23 protein-coding genes, 1 tRNA gene and 1 pseudogene are annotated in these 22256 nt (G+C 47.0%); 10 read left to right on the top strand and 15 right to left on the bottom strand.

The window, feature by feature from the left end; all coding sequences use genetic code 11:
* Positions 1-16 precede the first annotated feature (16 nt).
* On the top strand, positions 17-1249 hold the full coding sequence (locus C0Q44_RS12740; protein WP_181150991.1) for an MFS transporter: 1233 nt from the start codon (positions 17-19) through the stop codon (positions 1247-1249).
* A gap of 120 nt (positions 1250-1369) precedes the next feature.
* Here the strand turns inward: C0Q44_RS12740 and C0Q44_RS12745 are convergent, their stop codons facing one another.
* Complete coding sequence (locus C0Q44_RS12745) at positions 1370-2578, bottom strand: cytochrome P450 (RefSeq protein WP_105407723.1); 1209 nt, start codon at positions 2576-2578, stop codon at positions 1370-1372.
* Positions 2579-3039: 461 nt separating this feature from the next.
* Here C0Q44_RS12745 and C0Q44_RS12750 point away from each other — a divergent pair, with 461 nt between their 5' ends.
* On the top strand, positions 3040-4251 hold the full coding sequence (locus C0Q44_RS12750) for an asparaginase (protein WP_105407724.1): 1212 nt from the start codon (positions 3040-3042) through the stop codon (positions 4249-4251).
* Positions 4252-4506: 255 nt separating this feature from the next.
* Here the strand turns inward: C0Q44_RS12750 and C0Q44_RS12755 are convergent, their stop codons facing one another.
* Positions 4507-5139 (bottom strand): O-methyltransferase, encoded by a 633-nt coding sequence (locus C0Q44_RS12755; RefSeq protein ID WP_105407725.1) that lies wholly within the window; start codon positions 5137-5139, stop codon positions 4507-4509.
* A gap of 238 nt (positions 5140-5377) precedes the next feature.
* Here C0Q44_RS12755 and C0Q44_RS12760 point away from each other — a divergent pair, with 238 nt between their 5' ends.
* The 4 genes from C0Q44_RS12760 to C0Q44_RS12775 all read left to right on the top strand — a co-directional run bounded on the left by C0Q44_RS12760 (position 5378) and on the right by C0Q44_RS12775 (position 9711).
* Complete coding sequence (locus tag C0Q44_RS12760) at positions 5378-6529, top strand: THUMP domain-containing class I SAM-dependent RNA methyltransferase (RefSeq protein ID WP_105408472.1); 1152 nt, start codon at positions 5378-5380, stop codon at positions 6527-6529.
* Positions 6530-6751: 222 nt separating this feature from the next.
* Positions 6752-8746 (top strand): LTA synthase family protein, encoded by a 1995-nt coding sequence (locus tag C0Q44_RS12765; RefSeq protein ID WP_105407726.1) that lies wholly within the window; start codon positions 6752-6754, stop codon positions 8744-8746.
* Positions 8747-8750: 4 nt separating this feature from the next.
* Positions 8751-8912, top strand: a complete 162-nt coding sequence (locus C0Q44_RS12770) for a cytidine/deoxycytidylate deaminase family protein (RefSeq protein ID WP_181150992.1) — start codon at positions 8751-8753, stop codon at positions 8910-8912.
* 64 nt (positions 8913-8976) lie between these two features.
* A complete protein-coding gene (locus C0Q44_RS12775) occupies positions 8977-9711 on the top strand; it encodes a DsbA family oxidoreductase (protein WP_105407727.1) in 735 nt (244 codons plus the stop codon).
* Between the two features lie 116 nt (positions 9712-9827).
* Here C0Q44_RS12775 and C0Q44_RS12780 read toward each other — a convergent pair whose 3' ends face one another.
* Positions 9828-10658, bottom strand: coding sequence for an aldo/keto reductase (locus tag C0Q44_RS12780; RefSeq protein WP_105407728.1), 831 nt, complete (start codon positions 10656-10658; stop codon positions 9828-9830).
* Between the two features lie 184 nt (positions 10659-10842).
* Between C0Q44_RS12780 and C0Q44_RS12785 the strand changes: the two genes are divergently transcribed.
* The gene (locus C0Q44_RS12785) at positions 10843-11241 is read left to right on the top strand and encodes a hypothetical protein (protein ID WP_105407729.1); all 399 of its coding nucleotides are present in this window, start codon (positions 10843-10845) and stop codon (positions 11239-11241) included.
* Between the two features lie 99 nt (positions 11242-11340).
* On the opposite strand, the gene C0Q44_RS12790 is transcribed toward C0Q44_RS12785, so the two are convergent.
* The 10 genes and pseudogenes from C0Q44_RS12790 to C0Q44_RS12835 all read right to left on the bottom strand — a co-directional run.
* Positions 11341-11562, bottom strand: a complete 222-nt coding sequence (locus tag C0Q44_RS12790) for a YuzB family protein (protein WP_017689421.1) — start codon at positions 11560-11562, stop codon at positions 11341-11343.
* A 21-nt stretch (positions 11563-11583) separates the two neighbouring features.
* On the bottom strand, positions 11584-11886 hold the full coding sequence (locus C0Q44_RS12795) for a heme biosynthesis protein HemY (RefSeq protein WP_105407730.1): 303 nt from the start codon (positions 11884-11886) through the stop codon (positions 11584-11586).
* Between the two features lie 142 nt (positions 11887-12028).
* Positions 12029-12286: a hypothetical protein gene (locus C0Q44_RS12800; RefSeq protein ID WP_105407731.1), complete on the bottom strand. Its 258-nt coding sequence runs from the start codon at positions 12284-12286 to the stop codon at positions 12029-12031.
* Positions 12287-12435: 149 nt separating this feature from the next.
* Positions 12436-13644, bottom strand: coding sequence for a M14 family metallopeptidase (locus C0Q44_RS12805; RefSeq protein WP_374955098.1), 1209 nt, complete (start codon positions 13642-13644; stop codon positions 12436-12438).
* A 230-nt stretch (positions 13645-13874) separates the two neighbouring features.
* On the bottom strand, positions 13875-14684 hold the full coding sequence (gene racE / locus C0Q44_RS12810; protein WP_105408474.1) for a glutamate racemase: 810 nt from the start codon (positions 14682-14684) through the stop codon (positions 13875-13877).
* A gap of 221 nt (positions 14685-14905) precedes the next feature.
* The gene (locus tag C0Q44_RS12815; protein WP_105407732.1) at positions 14906-15283 is read right to left on the bottom strand and encodes a YtxH domain-containing protein; all 378 of its coding nucleotides are present in this window, start codon (positions 15281-15283) and stop codon (positions 14906-14908) included.
* 197 nt (positions 15284-15480) lie between these two features.
* The gene (locus C0Q44_RS12820; RefSeq protein WP_105407733.1) at positions 15481-16386 is read right to left on the bottom strand and encodes a DUF4261 domain-containing protein; all 906 of its coding nucleotides are present in this window, start codon (positions 16384-16386) and stop codon (positions 15481-15483) included.
* Between the two features lie 9 nt (positions 16387-16395).
* Entirely contained in the window at positions 16396-16857 is a 462-nt protein-coding gene (locus C0Q44_RS12825) for a DUF86 domain-containing protein (protein WP_105407734.1), read from the bottom strand.
* Positions 16858-17030: 173 nt separating this feature from the next.
* On the bottom strand, positions 17031-17318 hold the full coding sequence (locus C0Q44_RS12830; RefSeq protein ID WP_105407735.1) for a Dabb family protein: 288 nt from the start codon (positions 17316-17318) through the stop codon (positions 17031-17033).
* A 255-nt stretch (positions 17319-17573) separates the two neighbouring features.
* Positions 17574-17996: pseudogene (locus tag C0Q44_RS12835) on the bottom strand (phage holin family protein); the annotation flags it as partial.
* Between the two features lie 437 nt (positions 17997-18433).
* Here C0Q44_RS12835 and C0Q44_RS12840 point away from each other — a divergent pair.
* Positions 18434-19030 (top strand): helix-turn-helix domain-containing protein, encoded by a 597-nt coding sequence (locus C0Q44_RS12840; protein WP_105407737.1) that lies wholly within the window; start codon positions 18434-18436, stop codon positions 19028-19030.
* Positions 19031-19264: 234 nt separating this feature from the next.
* On the opposite strand, the gene C0Q44_RS12845 is transcribed toward C0Q44_RS12840, so the two are convergent.
* Positions 19265-20419, bottom strand: coding sequence for a sn-glycerol-1-phosphate dehydrogenase (locus C0Q44_RS12845; RefSeq protein WP_105407738.1), 1155 nt, complete (start codon positions 20417-20419; stop codon positions 19265-19267).
* Between the two features lie 159 nt (positions 20420-20578).
* Here C0Q44_RS12845 and C0Q44_RS12850 point away from each other — a divergent pair, with 159 nt between their 5' ends.
* Positions 20579-20764, top strand: coding sequence for a hypothetical protein (locus C0Q44_RS12850; RefSeq protein WP_105407739.1), 186 nt, complete (start codon positions 20579-20581; stop codon positions 20762-20764).
* Between the two features lie 111 nt (positions 20765-20875).
* Here C0Q44_RS12850 and C0Q44_RS12855 read toward each other — a convergent pair.
* Positions 20876-20958 (bottom strand) — tRNA-Leu (locus C0Q44_RS12855).
* A gap of 251 nt (positions 20959-21209) precedes the next feature.
* Here C0Q44_RS12855 and C0Q44_RS12860 point away from each other — a divergent pair.
* Positions 21210-22202 carry a Gfo/Idh/MocA family protein gene (locus tag C0Q44_RS12860; RefSeq protein WP_105407740.1) on the top strand — a complete coding sequence of 331 codons (993 nt, stop codon included), beginning with the start codon at positions 21210-21212 and terminating at the stop codon, positions 22200-22202.
* Positions 22203-22256: the final 54 nt, after the last annotated feature.

Here is a 22256-nt window from a genome sequence, read left to right on the forward strand (position 1 = left end):
AATTACAGAAAAATGTATGAAAGGAAGTGAAAGCACTTTGAAAACGTGGAAAGTTAACCTCATTGTGCTTTGGTTTGGACAGTTTCTGGTCAATTCAGGCATGACCATGATTACCCCTTTTTTGTCCCTTTATCTCGCCAGAGATCTGGGTGTTGTTGGCGAACATGAGATTGGCATTTGGGCCGGATTTATATTTGCAGCTAATTTCCTCACCTCATTTTTGTTCCAGCCGCTCTGGGGCAAGTTATCTGATAAGTATGGTCGAAAAGTGATGCTGCTGCGCTCGGGATTCGGGATGGCGATTGTGATTGCCCTTATGGGTCTGGCACAGAATCCCTGGCAGTTGCTCTTATTGCGTTTGCTTAATGGTACCATTTCCGGCTTCAACCCTGCTGCTGTTGCACTGATCTCGGGTACCACACCGAAGGACCGCATGGGTTTCGCCATGGGAATCAGCCAATCTGGACAGGTTGCCGGCACCATCCTGGGTCCGCTCATCGGTGGCTTGCTGGCTGATGCGGTAGGCTTCCGTCCGATTTTCTATATTACAGGTGGACTGATCTTCGTCGCCTCCATGCTCGCCATGTTCCTGGTGAGAGAGAAATTCGACCGTAAAGAAGCAGCCAAACTGCCAGCACAATCCGTGTTGTCCGGTCTGAAGGAGTTGAACAAGTCTCCTCAACTTCCCGCACTGTTTGCAGTGACGTTTCTGTTGCAGTTTGCGATGATTAGCCCCATGTCACTCTTGCCGCTGTATGTACAAAAATTGCATGCTTCGGATGTAAACGTGGCCTTCTGGGCAGGAATGGTCGGTGCAGTTACGGGACTTTCCAATATGGCTATGTCTCCGATTCTCGGGAAACTCAGTGACAGGATCGGTCCTCACAAGGTGCTTACGTTCTCCCTCATAGGAACAGGACTCATGCTTATTCCGCAGGCATTTGTTCAGACCGTGTGGCAGCTCATTGTTGTTCGTTTCATGATGGGTGTGTTCATGGGTGGCCTGCTTCCGAGCGTTAATGCCCTGATCCGTTCCTATACATCGGATAGCATGATTAGCCGTGCATTCAGTTTTAATACGAGCACATTGGCGCTGGGCAACATGCTTGGAGCGATCATTGGAGGTTTTATGGCAGGATTCATCGGGATCGAAGGTCTGTTTATCGTCTCTGGTGGACTGCTCTTGCTCAATATGGTTTGGGTCAGATTCAAATTGTACAACAAACCGGCTTTGACACGAGAATCTTGATTCTCCTAAGTATCTTTTGAACCTATCTGCCTTCATTAAAACTTGTTTAAATCGAGGCAAACTCCCATTGAAAAAAGCCGCAATCAGCGCCTAATGGCCTGATTGCGGCTTTCTGTATTGTTATGAATTCGACAGAATGCCTTCGAATTGGATCGGATACTGCTTCACACCGAACACAAAGGCACTTTGTATCGGTTGCAGGACAGTCCCCGGCACAAGCTGAATATGTTCCATATGTTGAAGCAACGTATGAAGAACTACCCTTGCCTCCAAACGAGCGAGCGGTGCCCCCAGACAAAAATGAATGCCAAATCCAAATCCCATATGCCTGTTCGGTTTGCGATCGGAGACGAATTCTTCCGCACGTTCGAATTGGCCTTTATCCCGATTAGCCGATCCAACCCAGGATATCACTTGTTCTCCTGCCTGAATTGTCTGTCCATTCAACTCTACAGTTTCCTTGGCGACACGACCAATCGCAACAATGGGTGGGTAAAATCGCAGCGTCTCTTCGATTGCAGCAGTAATCCGTTCAGGGTGTTCACGCAACTCCCGCTGAAGCTCGGGTTGTTCAGACAATATCCGAACCGCATTCGTAATCAGATTGGTTGTTGTTTCATTACCTGCTGCAAGCAAAAGAATACAGAACCCTACCACTTCCTCTGTAGTCAACTTCTGACCTTCAATCTCCGCTGCAAGCAGTAACGAGATCAGATCATCCTGTGGCTGCAACCGACGTTCTTCCATAATGCCAGTGAAATAGATGTGCAATTCCTGCACATTTCTCTTTTTCTCCTCCATTAACTCCTGAAAGGCCTGCTCACTATCGTCACGTGCACCTTTCACCAACACATCCGACCAGTCCTTGAACTTATGTCGATCCGTGGTAGGCACTCCAATCAGTTCGGCGATCACAATGACAGGAAGTGGTGTTGCAAGTTCATCAATCAGCTCCATATGGCCTGCTGACAAGTATGGACCAATTAGATCATCTACGATGTCCTGAATACGTGGAGCTAATGATTCAATCGCCTTGGGCGTAAATGCTTGATTCACCAGATCACGTAGCTGTTTATGCTTGGGAGGATCTGTTGTTAACATACTCGTATTGGCCCGGTCACGCGCAGAAGAGAACAGTTTTGGATTTTTAAGTACATATTGCACATCTTCGTAACGAAAAACATCCCAACATTCTCGGTGCTCGTCATATCGAACTGGCGTATTGTCTCGGAGCTCTGCATACACCTGGAAAGGAGATAGTCGGTCCTCGACGGTCTCCAATTCACGGATCGGAATGTAATTTGCATACTTTCTAGGTGCCTGTTTCATCGTTCTTCCTCCAATCAATAATATATATTTATTGACATATGTTAACCAACACTATTATATACACAACTTCACGAAAATACCAATCATTGGAAGCGAATTGAGCCCCATTACCTAAATAGATGCTACTTCATTCCTCTTTCTCTGCTAAGTTATGTTCTCTATAAATGCTTCTTTTCATTAGAATCAAACTATATATGTAATATTAGTTAACACAAAAATAACTATTCCCCTCTTAAATCCACTAAATAACACTCCTATCTTCATTTTTATTCTATCTAACATTCTTTCAAAATACCTAATAAATAATCGATTTACTCTTATAATCTATGAATGTAATCGAATTCACTACCACTTTATATAATTGTCATATAACTTAACATGAAATACAATGATTTTAAGTCGATATACATATCACCCTCAACAAACCTATCACAATACTAACTTCAAGGAGAGTGCTATTCATGAAAAAACCATCCAATCTTCGTCCCTGGGCAGTATGGAGTACCGCAGCCTTAACAGCATTAACCATTTCGTTGTCCCCCATCGGAACTTACGCTGCCCATGCAGCTACAGTAGAAGTGAAAGGCACAACAGGCACTGCACAGACAGCACCCACCACTCCTGCACGCAATACCTCTATCCCGGCTGTGCCGGATTCATCCAAACAATCTGCACTCCCCAATGTATTGGTCATCGGAACCGGTGGCACGATCGCGGGACAATCCGAAGATGCGACCAGTTTCCAGAACTACAAGGCAGGAACACTGCCCATCGGAGAGATGGTTGAGGCATTACCGGACAAACAGAAGATTGCCGATGTTAGCACACTCCAATTCGGAAATTCAGGTTCAGGTTCCTATACGATGGCTGATCTCTATGACTTGTCTCAGACGGTAGACAAAGCTCTTGCGCAGTATGACAGCGTTGTGGTTACCACGGGAACAGATACCATGGAGGAGATTGCCTATTTCCTCGACATGACCGTTCAGAGCGACAAACCAGTCGTGATCACAGGTTCCATGCGCCCATGGACTGTCATCGGTTCTGACGCTCAAGCCAACCTTTACAACGCCATCAAACTTGCAGGCAGTGGCCGTACCACTTCATTCGGAACAGTACTGATGTTGAACGACACCATCCAGCTTGCTCGTGGCGTGACCAAAACCAATGATTATCGGACAGATACGTTCGAAACGCCGATGCTCGGCGCTGTGGGTTATATTGATGAAGAAAATATTCGAATCTACCGCGCTCCTGCCCGCGCCCTCAAAGCGGAAGGTACTGCGAAGCCCGCATTTGATCTGAGCAAAATCACAAAGGCCGACCTGGCAAAAGTGGAAATTGCCATCTCATACCAAGAAGCTGGTGGCGGGGCCATTGAAGGGTTCGTTAATAGTGGAGTCAAGGGAATTGTCACCTCCGGTACAGGCGCTGGCGGAATCTCCAGAGCCATGGGACAAGCTCGAACCAAAGCCATTGAAGAAGGGGTGATATTCGTGACTACCACCCGGACAGGATCAGGAAGTGTATACGGTGGAGGTAAAGGCATCATTGCCGGCGACAACCTTAGTCCGCAACAAGCTCGTGTACTATTGATGCTTGGACTATCCTTCAGTGATGATTTTGACACGATTAAGAAATGGTTTGAAACGTACGGAACACCTGAAGTATAAGAAAGCACTCATCCTTTATAGATCTATAGCTCTAGATGCAATAAGAGACGACACTCCTGTCATTCAGGAATTGTCGTCTCTTATTGTGTACCTGAACAAACCTCAAAGTCGAATCACATCTGTAATGTCACAGGTTAAAAAAAAGCAAATGTGGACCCGCTAGAGGTTATTTTTTCAGTCAGGTTATGTTTTCAGTCAGGTTATGTTTTCAGTCAGGTTATGTTCAGCCAGTCTGTGTTCTGTCCGCTTACCTTTTCACTTCACCCAAGCAAGTACGAGCCCATCATAATCCGGCAACATGGTCGTTACCAGACGTGGATCACTCGCCATCTGTTCATTGAAGCGCCGAACAGCCAGTACAGCCGGACCCTGCTTGTCCGGATTCAGCGTACGACCACGCAGGAAACAGTTATCCCCCACAATGACAGCACCTGGCCGAGCCAGCTTGATAGCATAGTCTAGATATACCGGATAATTTTCTTTGTCAGCGTCAATAAAGAAGAAATCGAATGTGCGTCCTTCCTGCGTCAGTTGCTCCAGGCTGTCTGCCGCCGGGCCAATGCGATACTCAACCTTTTCGCCAAACCCGCCTTCTTCCAGATGACCACGAGCCATTGCCGCATATTCTTCTTTTAGTTCCAGCGATGTCAGGGTTCCACCCTCACGCAATCCGCGTGCAATGCAGATCCCGCTGTAACCGCCCAGCACACCGATTTCGAGCGCAGCTTCCGCTTTGGATGTCTTGGCTAGAAACGTGAGCAGACGTCCATACGCCGCAGCAACCGAAACTTCTGGCATGTCGTTCGAACGGATGGCCTCTTTCACTTTCAGCAAAAGGTCATCTTCTTGAAATAATTGATTTACATATTCATCCGGGGTCAAATTCACCGCTAAAATCCTCCTTGGACAATTGGACTGCTTTCCATATGGGTGCCAATGTTCTATAATAAATGTTTGTTATCAACACAGGCGGTTGACTACTGCATCGTCTCGAAAGAGGAATGCATACGTTCACCGCATTTCTCATTGTAAGTTTTTTCACGGAAAGCGGCAAGGCCGCGCCGTTACTATACAGCAGAGAGAGGGACTTCCTTCTCCAGCTTGAAATGGAGTTGAAATGAATCACATGGCTCAATTGCAATTGATTGCAACCTCAGCAATGGGACTCGAGGCTGTTGTCGCCCGGGAACTGAAGCAACTGGGGTATGAAGATGCTACGATCGACAACGGCCGGGTTTTCTTCACAGGAGATTATATTGATATTTGCCGTTGTAATCTGTGGCTGAGAAGCTCGGACCGCGTATTGGTGAAAATGGGTGAATTCCCTGCTACGACATTTGATGAATTGTTTGAAGGTACCAAAGCACTGCCTTGGGAAGAATGGATTCCAGCCGACGGCGAATTCCCTGTAGAGGGTCGCTCCCAAAAATCCCTATTGAGCAGTGTGCCTGCATCCCAAGGGATCGTGAAGAAAGCAATCGTAGAGAAACTGAAGTTGACCTATGACACGGAGTGGTTCCCCGAGGATGGGTCTCGTTATGTGATTGAGGTCATTTTGCTGAACGATCGCGCCTTGCTTACTTTAGATACGACCGGACCAGGTCTGCATAAACGGGGTTATCGTAAACTCGTAACCGAAGCCCCACTCAAAGAAACGCTTGCTGCGGCTCTTATTCAGCTTAGCCGCTGGAATGTATCCCGCCCCTTCTATGATCCATGCTGTGGATCAGGCACCATGCTGATCGAAGCCGCTATGATCGGCTGGAACATTGCACCCGGACTTCGTCGGACTTTCAACTCCGAGGACTGGGCTGTCATTCCTGAAGAATTATGGGAACAGGCGCGCGAAGAAGCATTCGATGCCGTGCGTGACGATGTCCCGTTACAGATTTCAGGCAGTGACATTGATCCGGAAGCTATTGAAATAGCTCTGGCAGCGATCAAGAGCGCTGGGTTTGCCAAAGATATCGAAGTCAGCGTACTGCCCGCTCATCGTGCAAGACCACAGGGTGACTATGGTGTTATCATTACCAACCCCCCATATGGTGAACGGTTGAGTGAAGAGAAAGAGGTTCAGAAGCTGCTCCGTTCGTTAGGACGCAGTTACCTCGAAATGCCGACATGGTCCTTCTTTGCAATCACGTCGACCAAAGCTTTTGAAGAATATTTCGGTCACAAAGCAGACAAGCGTCGCAAATTATTCAATGGACGAATTGAAACCCAGTACTATCAGTATTTGGGCCCACTGCCTCCACGAAATAAAGCACCACAATCCTAATAGATCATTTCCAAAAAAGGAGCGCTTCTGCCAACCATGGCTGGGGTGCTTCTTTTTTTCGGCTCGTTTTCCAAATGATATGAATGAATAGAGGTGACTTTGGCCTCAGTAGAGATTGAATCTACCTGAGCATAGTTGAAAAGCCAAGAGGCCACGATATAATGGATGAAGCTCTATTTTACATTCCGATAACAAAACAACAATAGCAAGGGGGACATACATATGGTTGTCACTCGACCTAGTCACAGCTCTATGCCACGCAGGCTTCTGAATCATCCACTTACGTTATATCTTATTTTTCTTGTGCTCATGCTGCTCAAACTCATGTGGCTCCACCACAATCTTCACGCCTATAATATTACGATGGGATTTTTCGATAAGGTCATCGCCATTGGATCTTTACTGCTCTTGTCCTTCTGGACTTGGCTGCTTCCACGGAGGAGCATGATCGTCTCTCTGGTTCTGCTTAACCTGCTGCTTACGGCTCTAATCTATGCCGACATGGTGTATTATCGCTATTTTCAGGATTTCCTGACCATCCCGGTGTTGTTACAGGCCAGACAGGTTGATGCATTGGGCGACAGTATTGCTACACTAATCTACGCAAGTGATCTCTGGTTCTTTGCAGACTGGCTTGCCGTCATTCCATTCGCAGCGATCGCGCTGTTCAGCAGACGTTACCGTTCGGAGAACACGGGTGCTTACGTGAACGGTTATGGGAGTTATGGGAGCTACACGTCCAACGATCGCAAGGTGCGGATGCGCCGTCGTCTCACTGCGGGTAGCGTTGCCCTTGTGCTGGGACTGGGACTCGCAGTCGGCCCAATCTATTTTTACAGTAAAACATGGGCCAAAGGCTTGTTCGAAAACAACTGGTGGAATGTATCCATGTACAATGTGACCGGACTACTCGCTTTTCACGGTTATGATCTGTACAACTACGCCAAAGACCAGATTGGCTCCGGACCGGAGGCTGATCCCTCTGATGTGAAAGAGGCCAAAACCTTCTTTGCAGATAGACAGCAAGCCTTTACTCGGAAGGATGCCTTATTCGGCAAATACAAAGACAGTAATGTCATCATTGTTCAGGGTGAAGCTTATATGAACTTCATGATTGGCCAGAGCATTGGCGGTCAGGAGATCACACCCCATTTCAATGAGCTAATGAAAGAAAGTCAGTATTATAGTCACTTTTACCACCAGACAGGTCAGGGCAGGACATCGGATGCCGATTTTGGAGCAAACATTTCACTGCACCCTCTTCCGGTTGGATCAGCGTTTGTGCGATATGCAGACCACATGTATGATTCGCTTCCATCCATTCTGAAGGATAATGGTTACAGCACCAACGTATTTCACGCGTATGAGAGCGGATTCTGGAATCGGTATACGATGTATCAGAACATGAAATATGACAAGTTTTATAGTAAAAATGATTATGTTCAGGACGACCCGCTCGGCTGGTCCCTGTCTGATGAATCCTTTTTCCGTCAGTCTGTTGAGAAGATGAGTAATGAGGTTACCGAACCTTTCTATTCCTTCCTCATCACACTCAGCAGTCACCATCCGTATGTCTTACCCCAAGACAAACAGCAACTGGATGTAGGCGAGTTCCAGGGGACGATGTTCGGTAACTACCTGCAATCCGTTCATTATGTAGATTCTGCCTTGGGCAATATGGTAGAAGACTTGAAGAATCGGGGATTATGGGAGAACACCATCTTCATGTTCTATGGGGATCACGACAATTCGATTAAGGAAAAAGCACAATACGAGCAATTTCTCGGACGTTCATTGAACGATCTGGACATGGAACAGATTATGAACGAAGTACCTTTACTCGTACATTTACCGGACGGAGCCGCTGCCGGAACCATCGACGAACCATCAGGACAACTGGACATCACACCTTCCGTCCTGCACCTGCTCGGCATATCCGACCAGTCCTATTATCACATGGGTAACGACGTCTACGACGGATCATCACGGATGGTTGTTCTGCGGAATGGTGCGTTCTCCGATGGTACTGTATTCTATATTCCGTCCGACGATTATATCTACGAGAGTGCCACTTGTTATGATCTGTCTTCACGCAACAAAACCGATATTAACGCCTGCCGTCCCGGTTATGATGAGAGTGTCAAGCGATTGCACATCTCGGATACGGTGATTACCTATGATTTAATTCAGCAATTCCGTGAGGAAGGGGCGCAGTAACTACATGACATCACACACACAACAAACCAATATTGAACAGCAGCTCTTTGATGCAGCCTCCAATTTTGTCAAACAGCGTTATCCTCAAGGATGGGGCGGAGCGGGCGCGGTGTACACCGAAGCCGGTTCTCTGCTGATTAGCGTAGCTCCAGCTTGCGAATTATAGAAAGTGGCTATATAATTGTAACTATATTAGTTTCAACTACATGGATAATGGAGGTTTTCACAAAATGAATATTGAAATATGGTCCGATTTTATGTGTCCATTCTGTTATATTGGCAAACGCCGCCTGGAGAATGTGCTGGCACAATTTCCACATCGCGATGAAGTGAAACTGCAATTCAAAAGCTTTGAACTCGATCCAAACGCTGAAGTGAATAGCGGTAAAACCAATACAGACTATCTGTCTACCAAATATAATATTAGCGTGGAGCAAGCCCAAGGCATGAATGCTCAGATGAATGCCAACGCTCGCACGGCAGGACTGGAATACAATATTGATGCCATGATTCCGACCAACTCCTTCTCTGCTCACCGATTAACACACTGGGCAGATACACAAGGTAAAGCACTTGAACTGAGCGAGCGATTATTCCAAGCCGTGTTTATTGAAGGCAAACATGCCGGCGATCCCGATGTGTTGGCCCAACTGGCTGAGGATGTCGGCCTGGATCGTAATGCAGCAGCTGAAGTGCTCTCCGGTAATCAATTCTCCGATAACGTTCGTGCGGACCAAGCGGAAGGCGAGCAACTGGGCATTCGTGGTGTACCGTTCTTCGTATTCGACCGCAAGTTCGCTGTATCTGGCGCCCAGCCTGACGAGGTGTTCCTGGATGCCATTCAGAAAGCATGGGACGAACGTTCCCCGTTCACCATGGTTGAATCGAATAGCACAGAAGCAGACGGTAGCGGTGTATGCACAGATGAAGGCTGCGAAGTACCACCATCCGATTCGAATAAATAAAATAAAAGCAGCAGGATCAAGGGAAACTTCCCGATCCTGCTGCTTTTTTATACTTCTTAATTACCATCCAATCTATATAAGATGGTTTTATATCCGTTTGAAATTGAGCTATCCGCTTAATCCCAGAAAAGTTGATCTGGATGCGGCCCCGTCCGTTTATCCGCATCCAACGCATCGATCAATCTCAGTTCATCTGGTGACAATTCAAAGTCGAAAATGTCTGCATTCTCACGAATCCGTTCCGGGGTTACCGACTTCGGAATCGTCACGATCTGATTCTGAATGTCCCAGCGTAAAATAATCTGTGCCGGCGTTTTCCCATATTTCTGGGCCAGCGCCTTGAGTGTAGACTCTTGATTCAGCTTGCCCTTCATAATCGGACTCCAAGCCTCCAGTTGAACCCCCTGTGCCCCGCAGTAATCCTGGATTTCCTGTTGAATTAGACCCGGATGCAACTCCACTTGGTTCACCGCAGGTACTGTTCCGCCTTCATCTATAATATCTTGCAGATGGTGTACTTGGAAGTTACTCACACCAATTGCACGAACACTTCCTTCGCTATATAGACGTTCGAATGCTCTCCACGTCTCTTTATACTGGTCTCGACCAGGCCAGTGAATTAAGTAGAGATCAATGACATTCAGTCCAAGTGCCTTCTGACTGGCTTCAAAGGCTCTCAACGTTGAATCAAATCCCTGATCCTCATTCCAGAGTTTGGTCGTCACAAACAGCTCATTACTGGCAACACCACTGCTTGCAATAGCTTGTCCCACTTCTTCCTCATTGCCATAGATGGATGCTGTGTCAATACTGCGATACCCGACCTCCAAAGCCGTCTCTACCGCCTGTTGCACTTCCTTGCCCTTTGCTTTGTAGGTTCCGAATCCCAGCCATGGCATCGTCACTCCGTTGTTCAGAATCGTACAATCTGTAATATGTTTTGTCATCCTGTACCTCCCGTATTGATTTTTGCCTGCTCTTGGTCTATTAACCTTCTCACAGAATTTTAAGCGATCATTCAACACATTGTCGAAGCATATCCATTTATTAAGGGTGGTTTGTGTTTTTATCGTAACTTTAACCAGTTCCACTACGTTTATTAGGTACCCATCCCAATCAGGAGGAATTCATTTGAAGAAAATAGTACTGATTCTCTGTATGCTGCCCTTGCTCATTTGGATACAAGGTTGTGCTCCTGCAACATACGAGATAGAAGGATACACAGGATCATCCATTAATCCCGACATTCTAGTACCGAGCAATGCGAAGTTTATTGAAACCAAGGTTTATTCCGATCACCCCACCCTCAAAGAAGGTGCTACGTATGAATTGAAACATATCGGAGGAGAGCAGGGACTCTATCCACCCACAGATTATTTTCAGAAGTTAAGAGATACAGGCTGGGTAGAATTGGAGGAAGAACGGCTCGGACATGTTCATTTCCTTGAAAAAGATGACACCGTCATTGCCATTGAAATTCGGGAAGATAATTTCGAAATTTTTACAATGAACAACGATGCTGACATTTAACTCCCCATACAATAACACGCTATAAAATCGCAAAAAGGAGAGGCCTCAGGCCCCTCCTCCTTTTCAATGTGCGATTGATTCCAGCACACTTTACACAACTTACTTCACGAACTTTGCGACTTTGGCGAGCACTTCTTCTTCTGTCGGAGCACTGATGTACCGACCGTTGATGAAGACAAACGCACGTTTTGCGCAAGGACCGCAATAGGATTTGCACCCAATCTTGATCTCCGTATCCGGAGCCATCTTCTGCAACTTGGGTACGATCGATTTCAGTCGGACATGATTACACTTTTCGCATACGCGGATATCGTTAGCCATGAGTTCCCCTTCTTCGCACCGTTAGTGATCGCCGTGATTGCCTTGGGACGGATTCGTAATGACGAACCCCTCTTCCGGGAAGTAGAGATAGTCAATTTTAACACCGTTCAGCAAAGGTTGATCATTCGCAAGAATCACATCGATTTCTTTGTCGGTAGATACAACCGTATCATTATCCTTAGGCGTATCGATATCAAGCCCGTAGTGAGCATGGTCACCATGTGCATGTGTGATGACAACACGCAGTTTTTTTCCTTCGTTCTCAGGCTTGTCCAATTCAAGCTTCAATACTTTAGCAGCATTACGCGTAATTTTGCAATTCATTCTCTTCATCTCCTATATTGTAATTGCTGGCTTCAACAATTTCAGCATTCTTAAACTCCAGCATCTATTGTAAAGAAAGTTATCGTTCTTCGCAATAACATTGATGCGAATTCGATGTTAAAACCATCCATTTCGCAAAAAATCAAGAAGATAATCCTTCCTGAAGCGCAGGGTATTTACGTTCTGCACGACTTACAAACCAGTTCATTAGAATCAAAGTGACCCCGATATCATCTATAGGCATAAACGGCATGACGTCAGGAAGTACCCAGTATAACAGCGCCGGGATAATAAACAGCATCTTTTCCCCCAAAGGAATCTGCGGAGCCCGGAGCAGCCGGGGTAGTCTTTTGAAAACTTGTGTCCATCGTTTGAACGATAGCAGTCTTCTCCACTTCATATGAATCCCTCCGTATGATATCAATTTATGTCGAAACAGCAGGTGAGTACAAATAATAAAAAACGGAGCGCCGCTCACAGCGTCCGTTCCTGTTATACGAATGAACAGCCACTACGTTTCAAAAGCTCGTTACCATCCGAATTGCCTTGTTATCGATTAGTTAATAATTCAGCCAGCAGCATCCCGACTTCCACACAGATGTCATCAAACTGTTCTACAGGAAGCGGATTAACACCCAATCCAACCTCCACTGTGAAGCCAGGCTTACCAAATTCTTGAATGAACCAGTCTTTGTAACCAGCATCACTACCGCCGAGCTTCACTGCCTTATAGCCTGAAGCTTTGGCGAGCCTGCGTGATAACAGCCCACTCTCTCTGGGCTCCAGATCACGGTAATTCCAATAGATTTCCTGTCCCTGACTATGCAGAGAAACAACCACGGCGAATGAGTGTTGCTGTGTCCACTGCGCCAGCGCTTGTGCCTCCGGTTCCGTCAAAGGAGCCGTCCCTGCATAATCCCGGGGACCCGGTGTGGTCATCCCCCTTCTCGCTGCTTCTTCATCCCAATGGGCAGGAAATTGATCATTTAGATCCACCCCTCTGATATTGGCCTTCCAATGGGTAAAATGCGACCTGCCCGCATTCCAGGCTAACAACTGCCGTGCATGCGAATGCTGATTGACCACACCTTCCTGAACCAGTTCGACCCCGTCCGGATTAACCATCGGCACTGCCCAGAGTGTCGTCTCTTGCATCCAGCGTTCGGTCTGGAATTGATTCCACGCCTTATGCGTGCTATAAGACTGGGCATACTCTTCGATAAACCTCATTAGAACAGCGGTAGTCAACCACTCATTAGCATGAACGGAAGCATTAACATGAATATGTCTCGGACCTTGCCCGATCCGCACATAAGGCAGCGACTTGCCCATGACACTTGTTCCGATCGAGCCTCTTTCAATGAACGGGAATTGATTCTCCAGCTTGTCTATATCCCTCATTAATTCTCGATAACCATACTCTCCCTGAATCTTCACAATAGTTTTTCCATTTGAATCCGGAATATGAATACAGCGCCCCACCCAATCCACAACACCTGCAATCTCGGGATTGGCCTGACGCAGTATATCTTCTTCAAGCCCAAAACGATCTGCAATGCCCCTTACACTCTCTCCAGGCGGCACAGCGTACCTGCGTCCTGTACCAGGGACAATGCGTAGCATCTGGCCAGCGAACAGATAAGGCTGAGAGGCTGCTTCCGGGTTCAGCGCAGCGAGCAACTCTCTCGTCATACGGTGCGCTGACGCAATCCGGGGCAGCGTGTCTCCCCGCTGAACGATAATCCACTGCAGTTCCATGCTGTTCTCCTTTCCACAGGAAAAAACAGGTCTCCTGTCCGGTTCTCACGTATGATGTGTCTATAACATATGTATGCAGGTCCGGTTGTCCGACATGTGACATGAATCATGTTCATCGCCTGTCCATGCAGAATCATGACAAAAAAACCCGGAACTTCACCGTTCCGGGATGTCACACAGGTAATATACAATTAATTATAAGTCCTATCGGTGCATACAATAGAGTATAGCTATGGTAATTGTGTAACCTGCCAGACCACAGGAGTTTTCGAGATCTGTTCCCCTAACCATCGACGGGTAATATTCTGGAACATGCGCGGGTCGCCAGTGCAGAAAAATTGATGCACCGGGGTCTCATCCCCGCTAGCCAACTTTCGTTTATCATATAAAATCGTACTGATCTCCCGCGCCGTTTCATCTGCCGAACTAATTAGCTTCACTTCCTGTCCCATAACCTCCTGAATGGTGTCCATGAGAAAAGGATAGTGCGTACAACCCAGAATAAGACAATCAATGGGCTGTTGCTTGATCTCACCCAATGATTGCTCCACCGTATGTGTCGTGTGCTCGGAACGAAATTCACCTTGCTCCACCAACGGAACCAGCGCCGGACAAGCCTGACTGACCACATCAATATAGGGGGACAACTGCTTGAGCGCTAATGTATAAGCACCACTTCCAATGGTACCCACAGTTCCAATCACACCAATGCGTCCTGTACGTGTCGCTGTGATTGCTGCCCGCGCTCCCGGATGAATAACACCGATAACAGGAACATTCACCTTGGTACGGATGTATTCCAGTGCGGCCGCTGTCGCTGTGTTGCAGGCGATAACGATAACCTTCGGATCGAATTGGATCAAGAAATCAACGATTTGTTCCGTAAATTGTTTCACTTGTTCGGACGAACGGGGTCCGTACGGTGTCCGGGCAGTATCCCCAAAATAAATGATCTTTTCCCGCGGGAGCTGACGCATCACTTCTTTCGCGACGGTCAATCCCCCTACACCGGAGTCTAATATAGCGATTGCTTGCTGCACGAACACACCGCTTCCTTCTTCATTGAATTGGTTCTGAAAACGATTATTTCCCAGAGCTTTCTTCCTACCGTATGAACATTCCGGCAAAAAGGTACCTACATCTTACCCGATTTCATCTCAGGGTTCAAATAAAATCCCCCGTGCTGTATATCTCAGGTGTGGACACACAGCAAAACAGGCTCTCCTCTATATCGAGGAAAGCCTGTTAATCCAAGCTTTGCTTAGTTTTCGTCCTTGGAATCATCCGTAGGGAGTTTCGCAACGATTTCGATTCCGGCCTCATCTGTTGCTTTGTCCGTATCGGTATCCGTAATGGCTGCCGAGATGCGAATTTCTTTGCTCTCAGCGCAGTTGCGCCAGGATTGAATATCCTGAATCACGACATCTGCAGTTTCTTTGACCTTGGATACGATCTGCGAGCTTTGTTCCCCCACTTTACCAGCCAGTTCCTGACCTTTATCCGATACCTGACGAGCACCTTCCGAAATGTCTTGACGAAGCTCGCGTCCTGATTTCGGAGCCAGTAGCAATGCAGTCACCGAACCCACAACGGAGCCGATCAGCGCTCCCCACAACAAACCTTTATTCGAATCCTTCATGCCTTCATCCTCCTATTACTTTCGTTGAAGTACAGGATCTCAAGCGATATCCTGTCGCTCACCCAACCGGGCGAATGCCTACTCTGTTGATGCATTATAAGCAGCACAGGCTTGACCTGACACTCTGGATACCAAAAATTATTTAAATGTCCTTTATGGGTACTTGTGCCTTTGAGCACTTTAGGTCCCGCTTCATCTCAGGTCTGGCGAGCCGGCTCCAGATCAGCCGCTGCGTGTTCATCTCCCGGATGCAAGTCAATCACATATCGTCCCGGCGCAATCAGCGCCGCCTGATGCTCACAACGCCAGCGACGTCCGCCAGAAGAACCCAGCGTCTGTCCATCCTGAAGAACATCTCCCTGATCAAATATGTAATACGCCGCACCCAACAGGGTTTGGGCTACCGTATCCGGATCGAGACCGACGAAGTGACACTGTACGTCAGGCACACCCAGCGCAGACAAGCCTACCGTATCCATGACCAACTCGCGCTGTTCCTCCGTACCTCCCGCCTGATACATCCGAACGTTCATGGCTGCATACAGATGTTCCTCACGTTCCTGAGCTTGCGTATACGCCTCGGGTTCAACCAACTTATCACTGCCATACCAATACAGTGCCTCGCAAGTTAAACTCTCCATGACTGCCAGTACAGTCTTCTGGAACAGCTCCAGGCGCTGTTTGCGAGGCATGGCAGCTGTGAACATATCATGTATTCGGATGGAGTAACGCGCAGCTTCTACAGCTTGTCCCGCTTCTGGCCAATGCCACGCTTGCTGCAAGGCACCACCGAAGCGTGCTCGATCCGCAACTTCATGCACCGGAAGCATACAGGTCTGTGCAGGGATATTCCCTTCCTGAAAGGATACCTTATGATCCAGATGATAGAAGACCAGCATCTCAGGCTCCTGCTCTCTTGCCCCTGGCTTCACGTCCAGTCGGACTTGTCCAGTGTGACGAATCAGAGCTTCCTGCAAGCGCAGGCGGTCCACTTCCGGACGTTCATGGAACAAGAGTTCAACCATATACACCGGATGAAATCCGGAAGGCACTTCCTTGCTTTCAGTATTTACTTCTTTGAATTCTTTTGATTCATTCGTCATGCTATTTCCTCATTCCTTACGCTGTCCCTCGGCCTGTGCCGCCTTGAAAGGACCAAGCTCTTTTTCGACGTAGGCACTCACCTGTGTGGTAAAATGTTCAAGGATTACCGGTAGCTCTACGCTAAGCGGATGAAGCTCGGCCCGCTCCCAACTATAATAATCCTGTACCAGTGGCTTGCGTAATAAGACAAGCTGACGCAATACCTCATAGGTGGCCTGTTCAAAAACCTTTTCTTCGTAATTAATCTGAATAATATCATCATAACTGCTCGCATCTCTCATAATGAAACCATCAATTAGATAACTTCCCACATCGGTAACAATCTCAATCGCTAGGTGAAGACAACGTTCCTGTACCATACCCAACATGAGACTGCCATCCCAGGCCTCAGCTGCCCGGCGAAGCCCCTCGGATACTTCCGGTACAGCCGCAAGCCGGCGGGCAATCTGTTCTCTGTTCACATAATACATTCGTTCACTTCCCGTTCAGTGAATTATCGGTTCCGTTTCCCTTTACGCTTAAGCCAGAAAATCATCACAGGACAAGCGATCAGAAACACAACAAAAATATATAGAAATTCCATAACGTCTCTTAAATCGCTCATGCAGAGTCCCCTTTATTTCAAAGTCGTGTGAATGACAGATCAGATTTCGTAGTCCACGGCGATCGACTGTTCTCTGACTTCGTTCATGTATTTGATTACTTCCTGATGTAGCGGATGCACCTGATAGGCCTGAAGATCTTCCAGGGATGCAAACTCCGCTGTAAGTGAAATGTCGAACGATCTGTCTGATCGAAGTACATCAATCCCTACCTCAAGTGAAATCAGAACATCAATTTTGCCTTCCAGATTGCGTAGAACTTGGGCAGCGGCTTCAATACTTTCCACGGAGCGATCTTTCATTTTGAACAGGACAATATGTTTAATCATCTGAGCAAGCACCTCGTTTAGTATAATAATAGAAATGAATGAATTTTCGTGTATCCAAAATATATCATAACGTTCTCTATTACGAAAGGATACTTGGAAACGTTCTCTTATAAAGAAAACCTAATCCGAACTCTTCCCTTTCGGATCAGGTTTCTCCTGAGGCACATCCTCCGTCCGATCCACGGATTCCTTCTGCATAGTTTGTCCTGTTTCGGCCTGCTGTTTCATGCTGTCCGGGCTCTGCTGCGGTGTGGGCCATTCCCGGTCAGCCAGATTACCCTGACCTTCTTGCTTTTTAAGCACCATGATTGCCTGTCTAAGCTTATTCGGCAATGGAAGTCCGATCCTGGCATAGTTTTCGGTAATAGAGATCAGTTCATTCACCAGATAGAAATAAATGGCTCCCCCTTTGATAATATCGGTTCCCATGAGCAGATCAATTCGGTGGGCAAGCAGAATAACGGTCAGCATCAGACCTTTGCGGGCCAGCCCCCAAAAACCAATGTTGCTGTTTAATCCGGTACCCGTTCTTACCGCCGCTGCTATACCTGTGATATAATCTACAGCCATCGCGACCGCGAGCAGGGTAAGCAGTTGATCCCACCCGCCAAAAGCAAACGTAACAAATGCTCCCGAGACGGCAGCAAAGGTATTCACAGCTGGACTCACGTTCCTCACCTCTCCCTTACACTTGGTTACCCTACAATATATGTAAAAGTAAGAGATTTGACAGGTCACATGTCATGTTAAACTTGCGGATTTATAATTTCAGATTTGTGCACACTATGCATCCTGCCTGCTGATGAAAATTATATATTTTTGGGCAAATCAGGTAAATAACCCGCATCGTATCAACAAAAATAGATAAAAGTTCTTTAGACCTATTAATGAGTAATTAGAACTATTTTATTTATGTCACTCATCGATTTCTTCCCTCATTTTTAGTGAAACATTGTAATCTAGGAATATACTAGGATGTGAATTGCGCGTGGTCTAGTTCGTAGTTCCCTCTTTATCGCGGATTGACGCATTGACGCATTTGAAACCGGTAAACCCGGCACTTGAAAGTACCCCGTTATTTATTGTAGTATTTGGTTAAAAAAATCGGAGGAAATATGCCTAATCAACCAGAACAACATTCTATCCAGGCGTGGTCTCTGATCAACCGTAAATACTTGGGAAAAGGTGTCCGTGTTAAACGATTCCGCAAACCGACACGCTGTCAAATTCGCAATCGTGTTCTTCTTGCCGTGCTGATGGCCAATGATATCAAGTTGTCCCAGCTCGCTGAAGACCTCTCCATCTCTTCACGCAGTGTCAGTGCGTGGGTGTATGAAGGTCGGATACCCGGCAGTACCAATTTGGACAAGACATGCCAATTACTTGGCTACCCGCGACACATTCTCTTCAATGAAGAAGTGGTGCGCAATAGCCCTGTCATATGTCAACCCGAGCCATCCCGCTTCATGAAGCGTACGGTGACTCGTTCTCCGGTTAGTAACCGTATTCTGACAGGCTTGTGTATGGTCCATGATTTGTCGGTGACAGATGTCAGCCACTGGATCGGGGTTCATCCCGGCACTTTCCGCAAATGGCTGCATCAGGGAACGCTGCCTTCTGCTGCGTTTCAGGAACAAGCGGAGCAATTTTTCCGCATCCCCAAAACCATTTTGTTCGCAGATGTCATCTTGAAAGATCGTCGCAACAACTAAATAAGCGAACAGCCAAAAGGCTCTGTTCTCCCCAAGGGAGGCCAGAGCCTTTTTAAGTTAAACTCTATGAACTGAACAATATCCCTCTCTACCGGACTTGAAGCAGTCTCCTTGCTGTTTAATCAGTTATGTCAGTTAATCTACCCTTTTCGTATTTCCCTCCAACCAGCGCCATTACAGACACGCTACAAGCCAGGCTTATGCATTCCATGGAGATTTGATCGCCATATAAGCTCAAATGACCCTCGTGTTCAACACTTCATTGATGTATTTTAGACCGGTATACCGGTTTCGCAGTGTATGTGCTGTCGTCAGCGCATGCTCCACCATCTCCCGGGTTACTCCGAGCTGTTCCGTTGTGGTGGGCCCACCTACTTGTTCCAGCCACCCAGTGATCTGAGATGCTTCAGGCAGAGACTCATACACGCTGAACACCGGTTCTCCCGATGTCTGAGCAAGCTCCTTATATTTCTCCGTAATCAAAGCACAGGCTACACCCACTTTGGCACCATGCAAAACGGGTCTTCGCCCCGCTTCCATCAAATCCATCTCCCAAATGTGGGAGATGTGATGTTCACCCCCAGATGCCGGGCGGGAATGATCAATAATCAACATGGATAACCCGGATACAATAAGTGCATCCATTAATACAGCCACGCCTTCAGACTGCCCCTCCGCAATAGCATTCACATGATCTATACAGGTATTCAGCGCTTCCTCTGTAATCCGATAAGCAACCGGACAGAACGGTTCCCCTCCCATTTCATGAGAAACAATCCAGTCTGCCAGCGAAGTATATTTACCGAGCATATCTCCAAATCCTGCAGCAGTCATCACTTGAGGGGCCTGCTCCAGAATGTCCATATCGGCAAAGATGGCTTCGGGCGGTACAGCCTGAAATGTCTGCTTGACTCCGCTTACAATTAAGGGTGCACCCGCAGAAGTGAACCCATCAACCGAAGCCGCGGTCGGCACGGACAGAAAAGGCTTGTTCATTTTGGAACAAACGAATCGCACCAGATCATGGATGGTGCCCGAACCCACGGCGATAACAGCCTGACTTTCCAGGCTCACACCCAATATGATTTGTACAATGGCGGCTTCGTCAGCAACGATATCCCCCGTGCGGTTCTCCCGCATTGCCATCTCATCTACATGGATTCCCATGCCCCGAATACTGCTCAGTACATCCGATCCAGCTGCGCGAAATGTATGCTGATCATAGACAACCGTCACTCGATCGTACCCACGCTCAGACAGATAACCCGGCAACCTTTGAATGGCTCCAGCTTCCAGATGAATCAGCATGTTCACCACTCGATGTGGATGACCGCAAGCACATTGCTGTGCCTCTTCGTTCCATGCCGCCATTCGTTCGTTCATATTCATTCGCTCTGACCCTCCCATATGAGATATCATGCATAATTAACTGGTTAAAACCACAAAATGAAAAAAGGAAATAAAATGTGATGATTTTCCTGATCACACTTTACTTCCTGTACCCTTATTTTGCAAATCCATAACTCCCATTCCCAAGCAGGTGAATTGATGAAATTAACCAAAGAAACAGGAATTTCGCTCGGATTTCTCGCTGGAACTACCTTTGGTAGCGGTATCGCTTTTTTGTTTCAATTCCAGTCGGTCGACGTTATTGCCAGTGTTACGTTATTTGGCATTGCTGGAGCTATTGCCGGACTCCTGATGGCAGTCATTCTGCACCAGCGTCAGCATTAGATTACAACCGTGTATTACAGGATTCACACAAATGATCAATCAAATAAAGAAAGGTTCGTGAATTGCCCTGGAGCAACTCACGAACCTTTCTTATTTAAATACGTTCTTCGATGCGGTCGAGAGGACTCGAACCTCCACGGGGTTAGCCCACACGGACCTGAACCGTGCGCGTCTGCCAATTCCGCCACGACCGCATAATATGTATCTCCTCATCCACAGATGAAAAGTGTTCCGGTGAAGCAATTCCTTGTTTTACCGTAATTCAGAGTATACATGCTCCAAAATTAAAATGCAACTTCTTTTTTATTCATTCTCAAATAGGACATATGTCCTTTTTTCTCAACTTCAAACGCTCTATCGTAGCCATTAATGATTTCAATAACCAGGTAGACATGATGAATGAATGCGATTGAATAAGAATAACAACTCAAAGGAGAGATTCACTTTGAATACAGCCAAACTTTGCTTTATCGGTGCAGGGTTCCATGCATCCACCAATATATACCCTTCTGTGGTTGAGACTGGAGCACACATTCAGGCCATTGCCACTCGCAATATAGAACGCTCCGAAGCCGCTCTGCGGCGGTTTGGTAGCAAGGGTACAGCATATGACAACGCCAGGCTTATGTTACAGCAGGAGTCATGTGACGGAGTCGTTGTCGTTGCCCAGCCTGACGATCAAACTACGCTTGTTCTTGAGTGTATTCAGGCTGGCAAAAACGTATACGTAGATAAACCGCTCGGATGGAACGCCATCGAAGCCGCCACTGTAGCTGAAGCTGCCGAGAAGGCCGGTGTCATCGTCATGGTGGGTTTTATGAAACGGTATGCTCCAGTATATATGAAACTCAAGGAGCTCATCGATGGTGGTTCGTTAGGTAAAGTACGTTCATTCCAAATGAAGTTCGCTGTAGACAGCACGCCATTTTGCAAAGATGAGGAACAGTTCATGAAGCTCGCTGCCATTCATATGGTCGATCTGATGCGTTTCCTGTTCGGAGAAGCCGTGAGGGTTACAGGCACAACCTTCAAGGATGGGGAACATATTAATCAAAGTATTTCCTTTGTATTTGATCATAACGTAGTGGGCAGCACGTATTTTACCGGGATGAGTGCATGGTCACGAGAAAGCGAAAGTGTGCTCGTTACCTTCGATGACGGATTTGCGTTATCTGAAGAAATCAGCACACTCACTATTCATCAATCCCGAATTTCAGACAGCCTTCCCTGGAAATCTCTTGAGGAGCAGGATACCGTATTCACTGCCTCAGGCTCTCCCATGTCTGGTGCTTACCGTGACCTTTACCTGCGTGGATTCGTTGGTGAGATGGCTCATTTCATCGCATGTTGCCAGAACCAGTCTGTCCCGCATTCGAGCGCCAAGGATAACATTGGAACGATGGCTCTGTGTGACACTATTCTGTCGTCACTGAAATGACGTATATACGTATATTTTTATCATTTATACATCCAGAGAAGAGGAAATAGTCAT

It is taken from the genome of Paenibacillus sp. PCH8 (assembly GCF_002968835.1).
In the GTDB taxonomy this organism is placed as follows: Bacteria; Bacillota; Bacilli; order Paenibacillales; family Paenibacillaceae; genus Paenibacillus.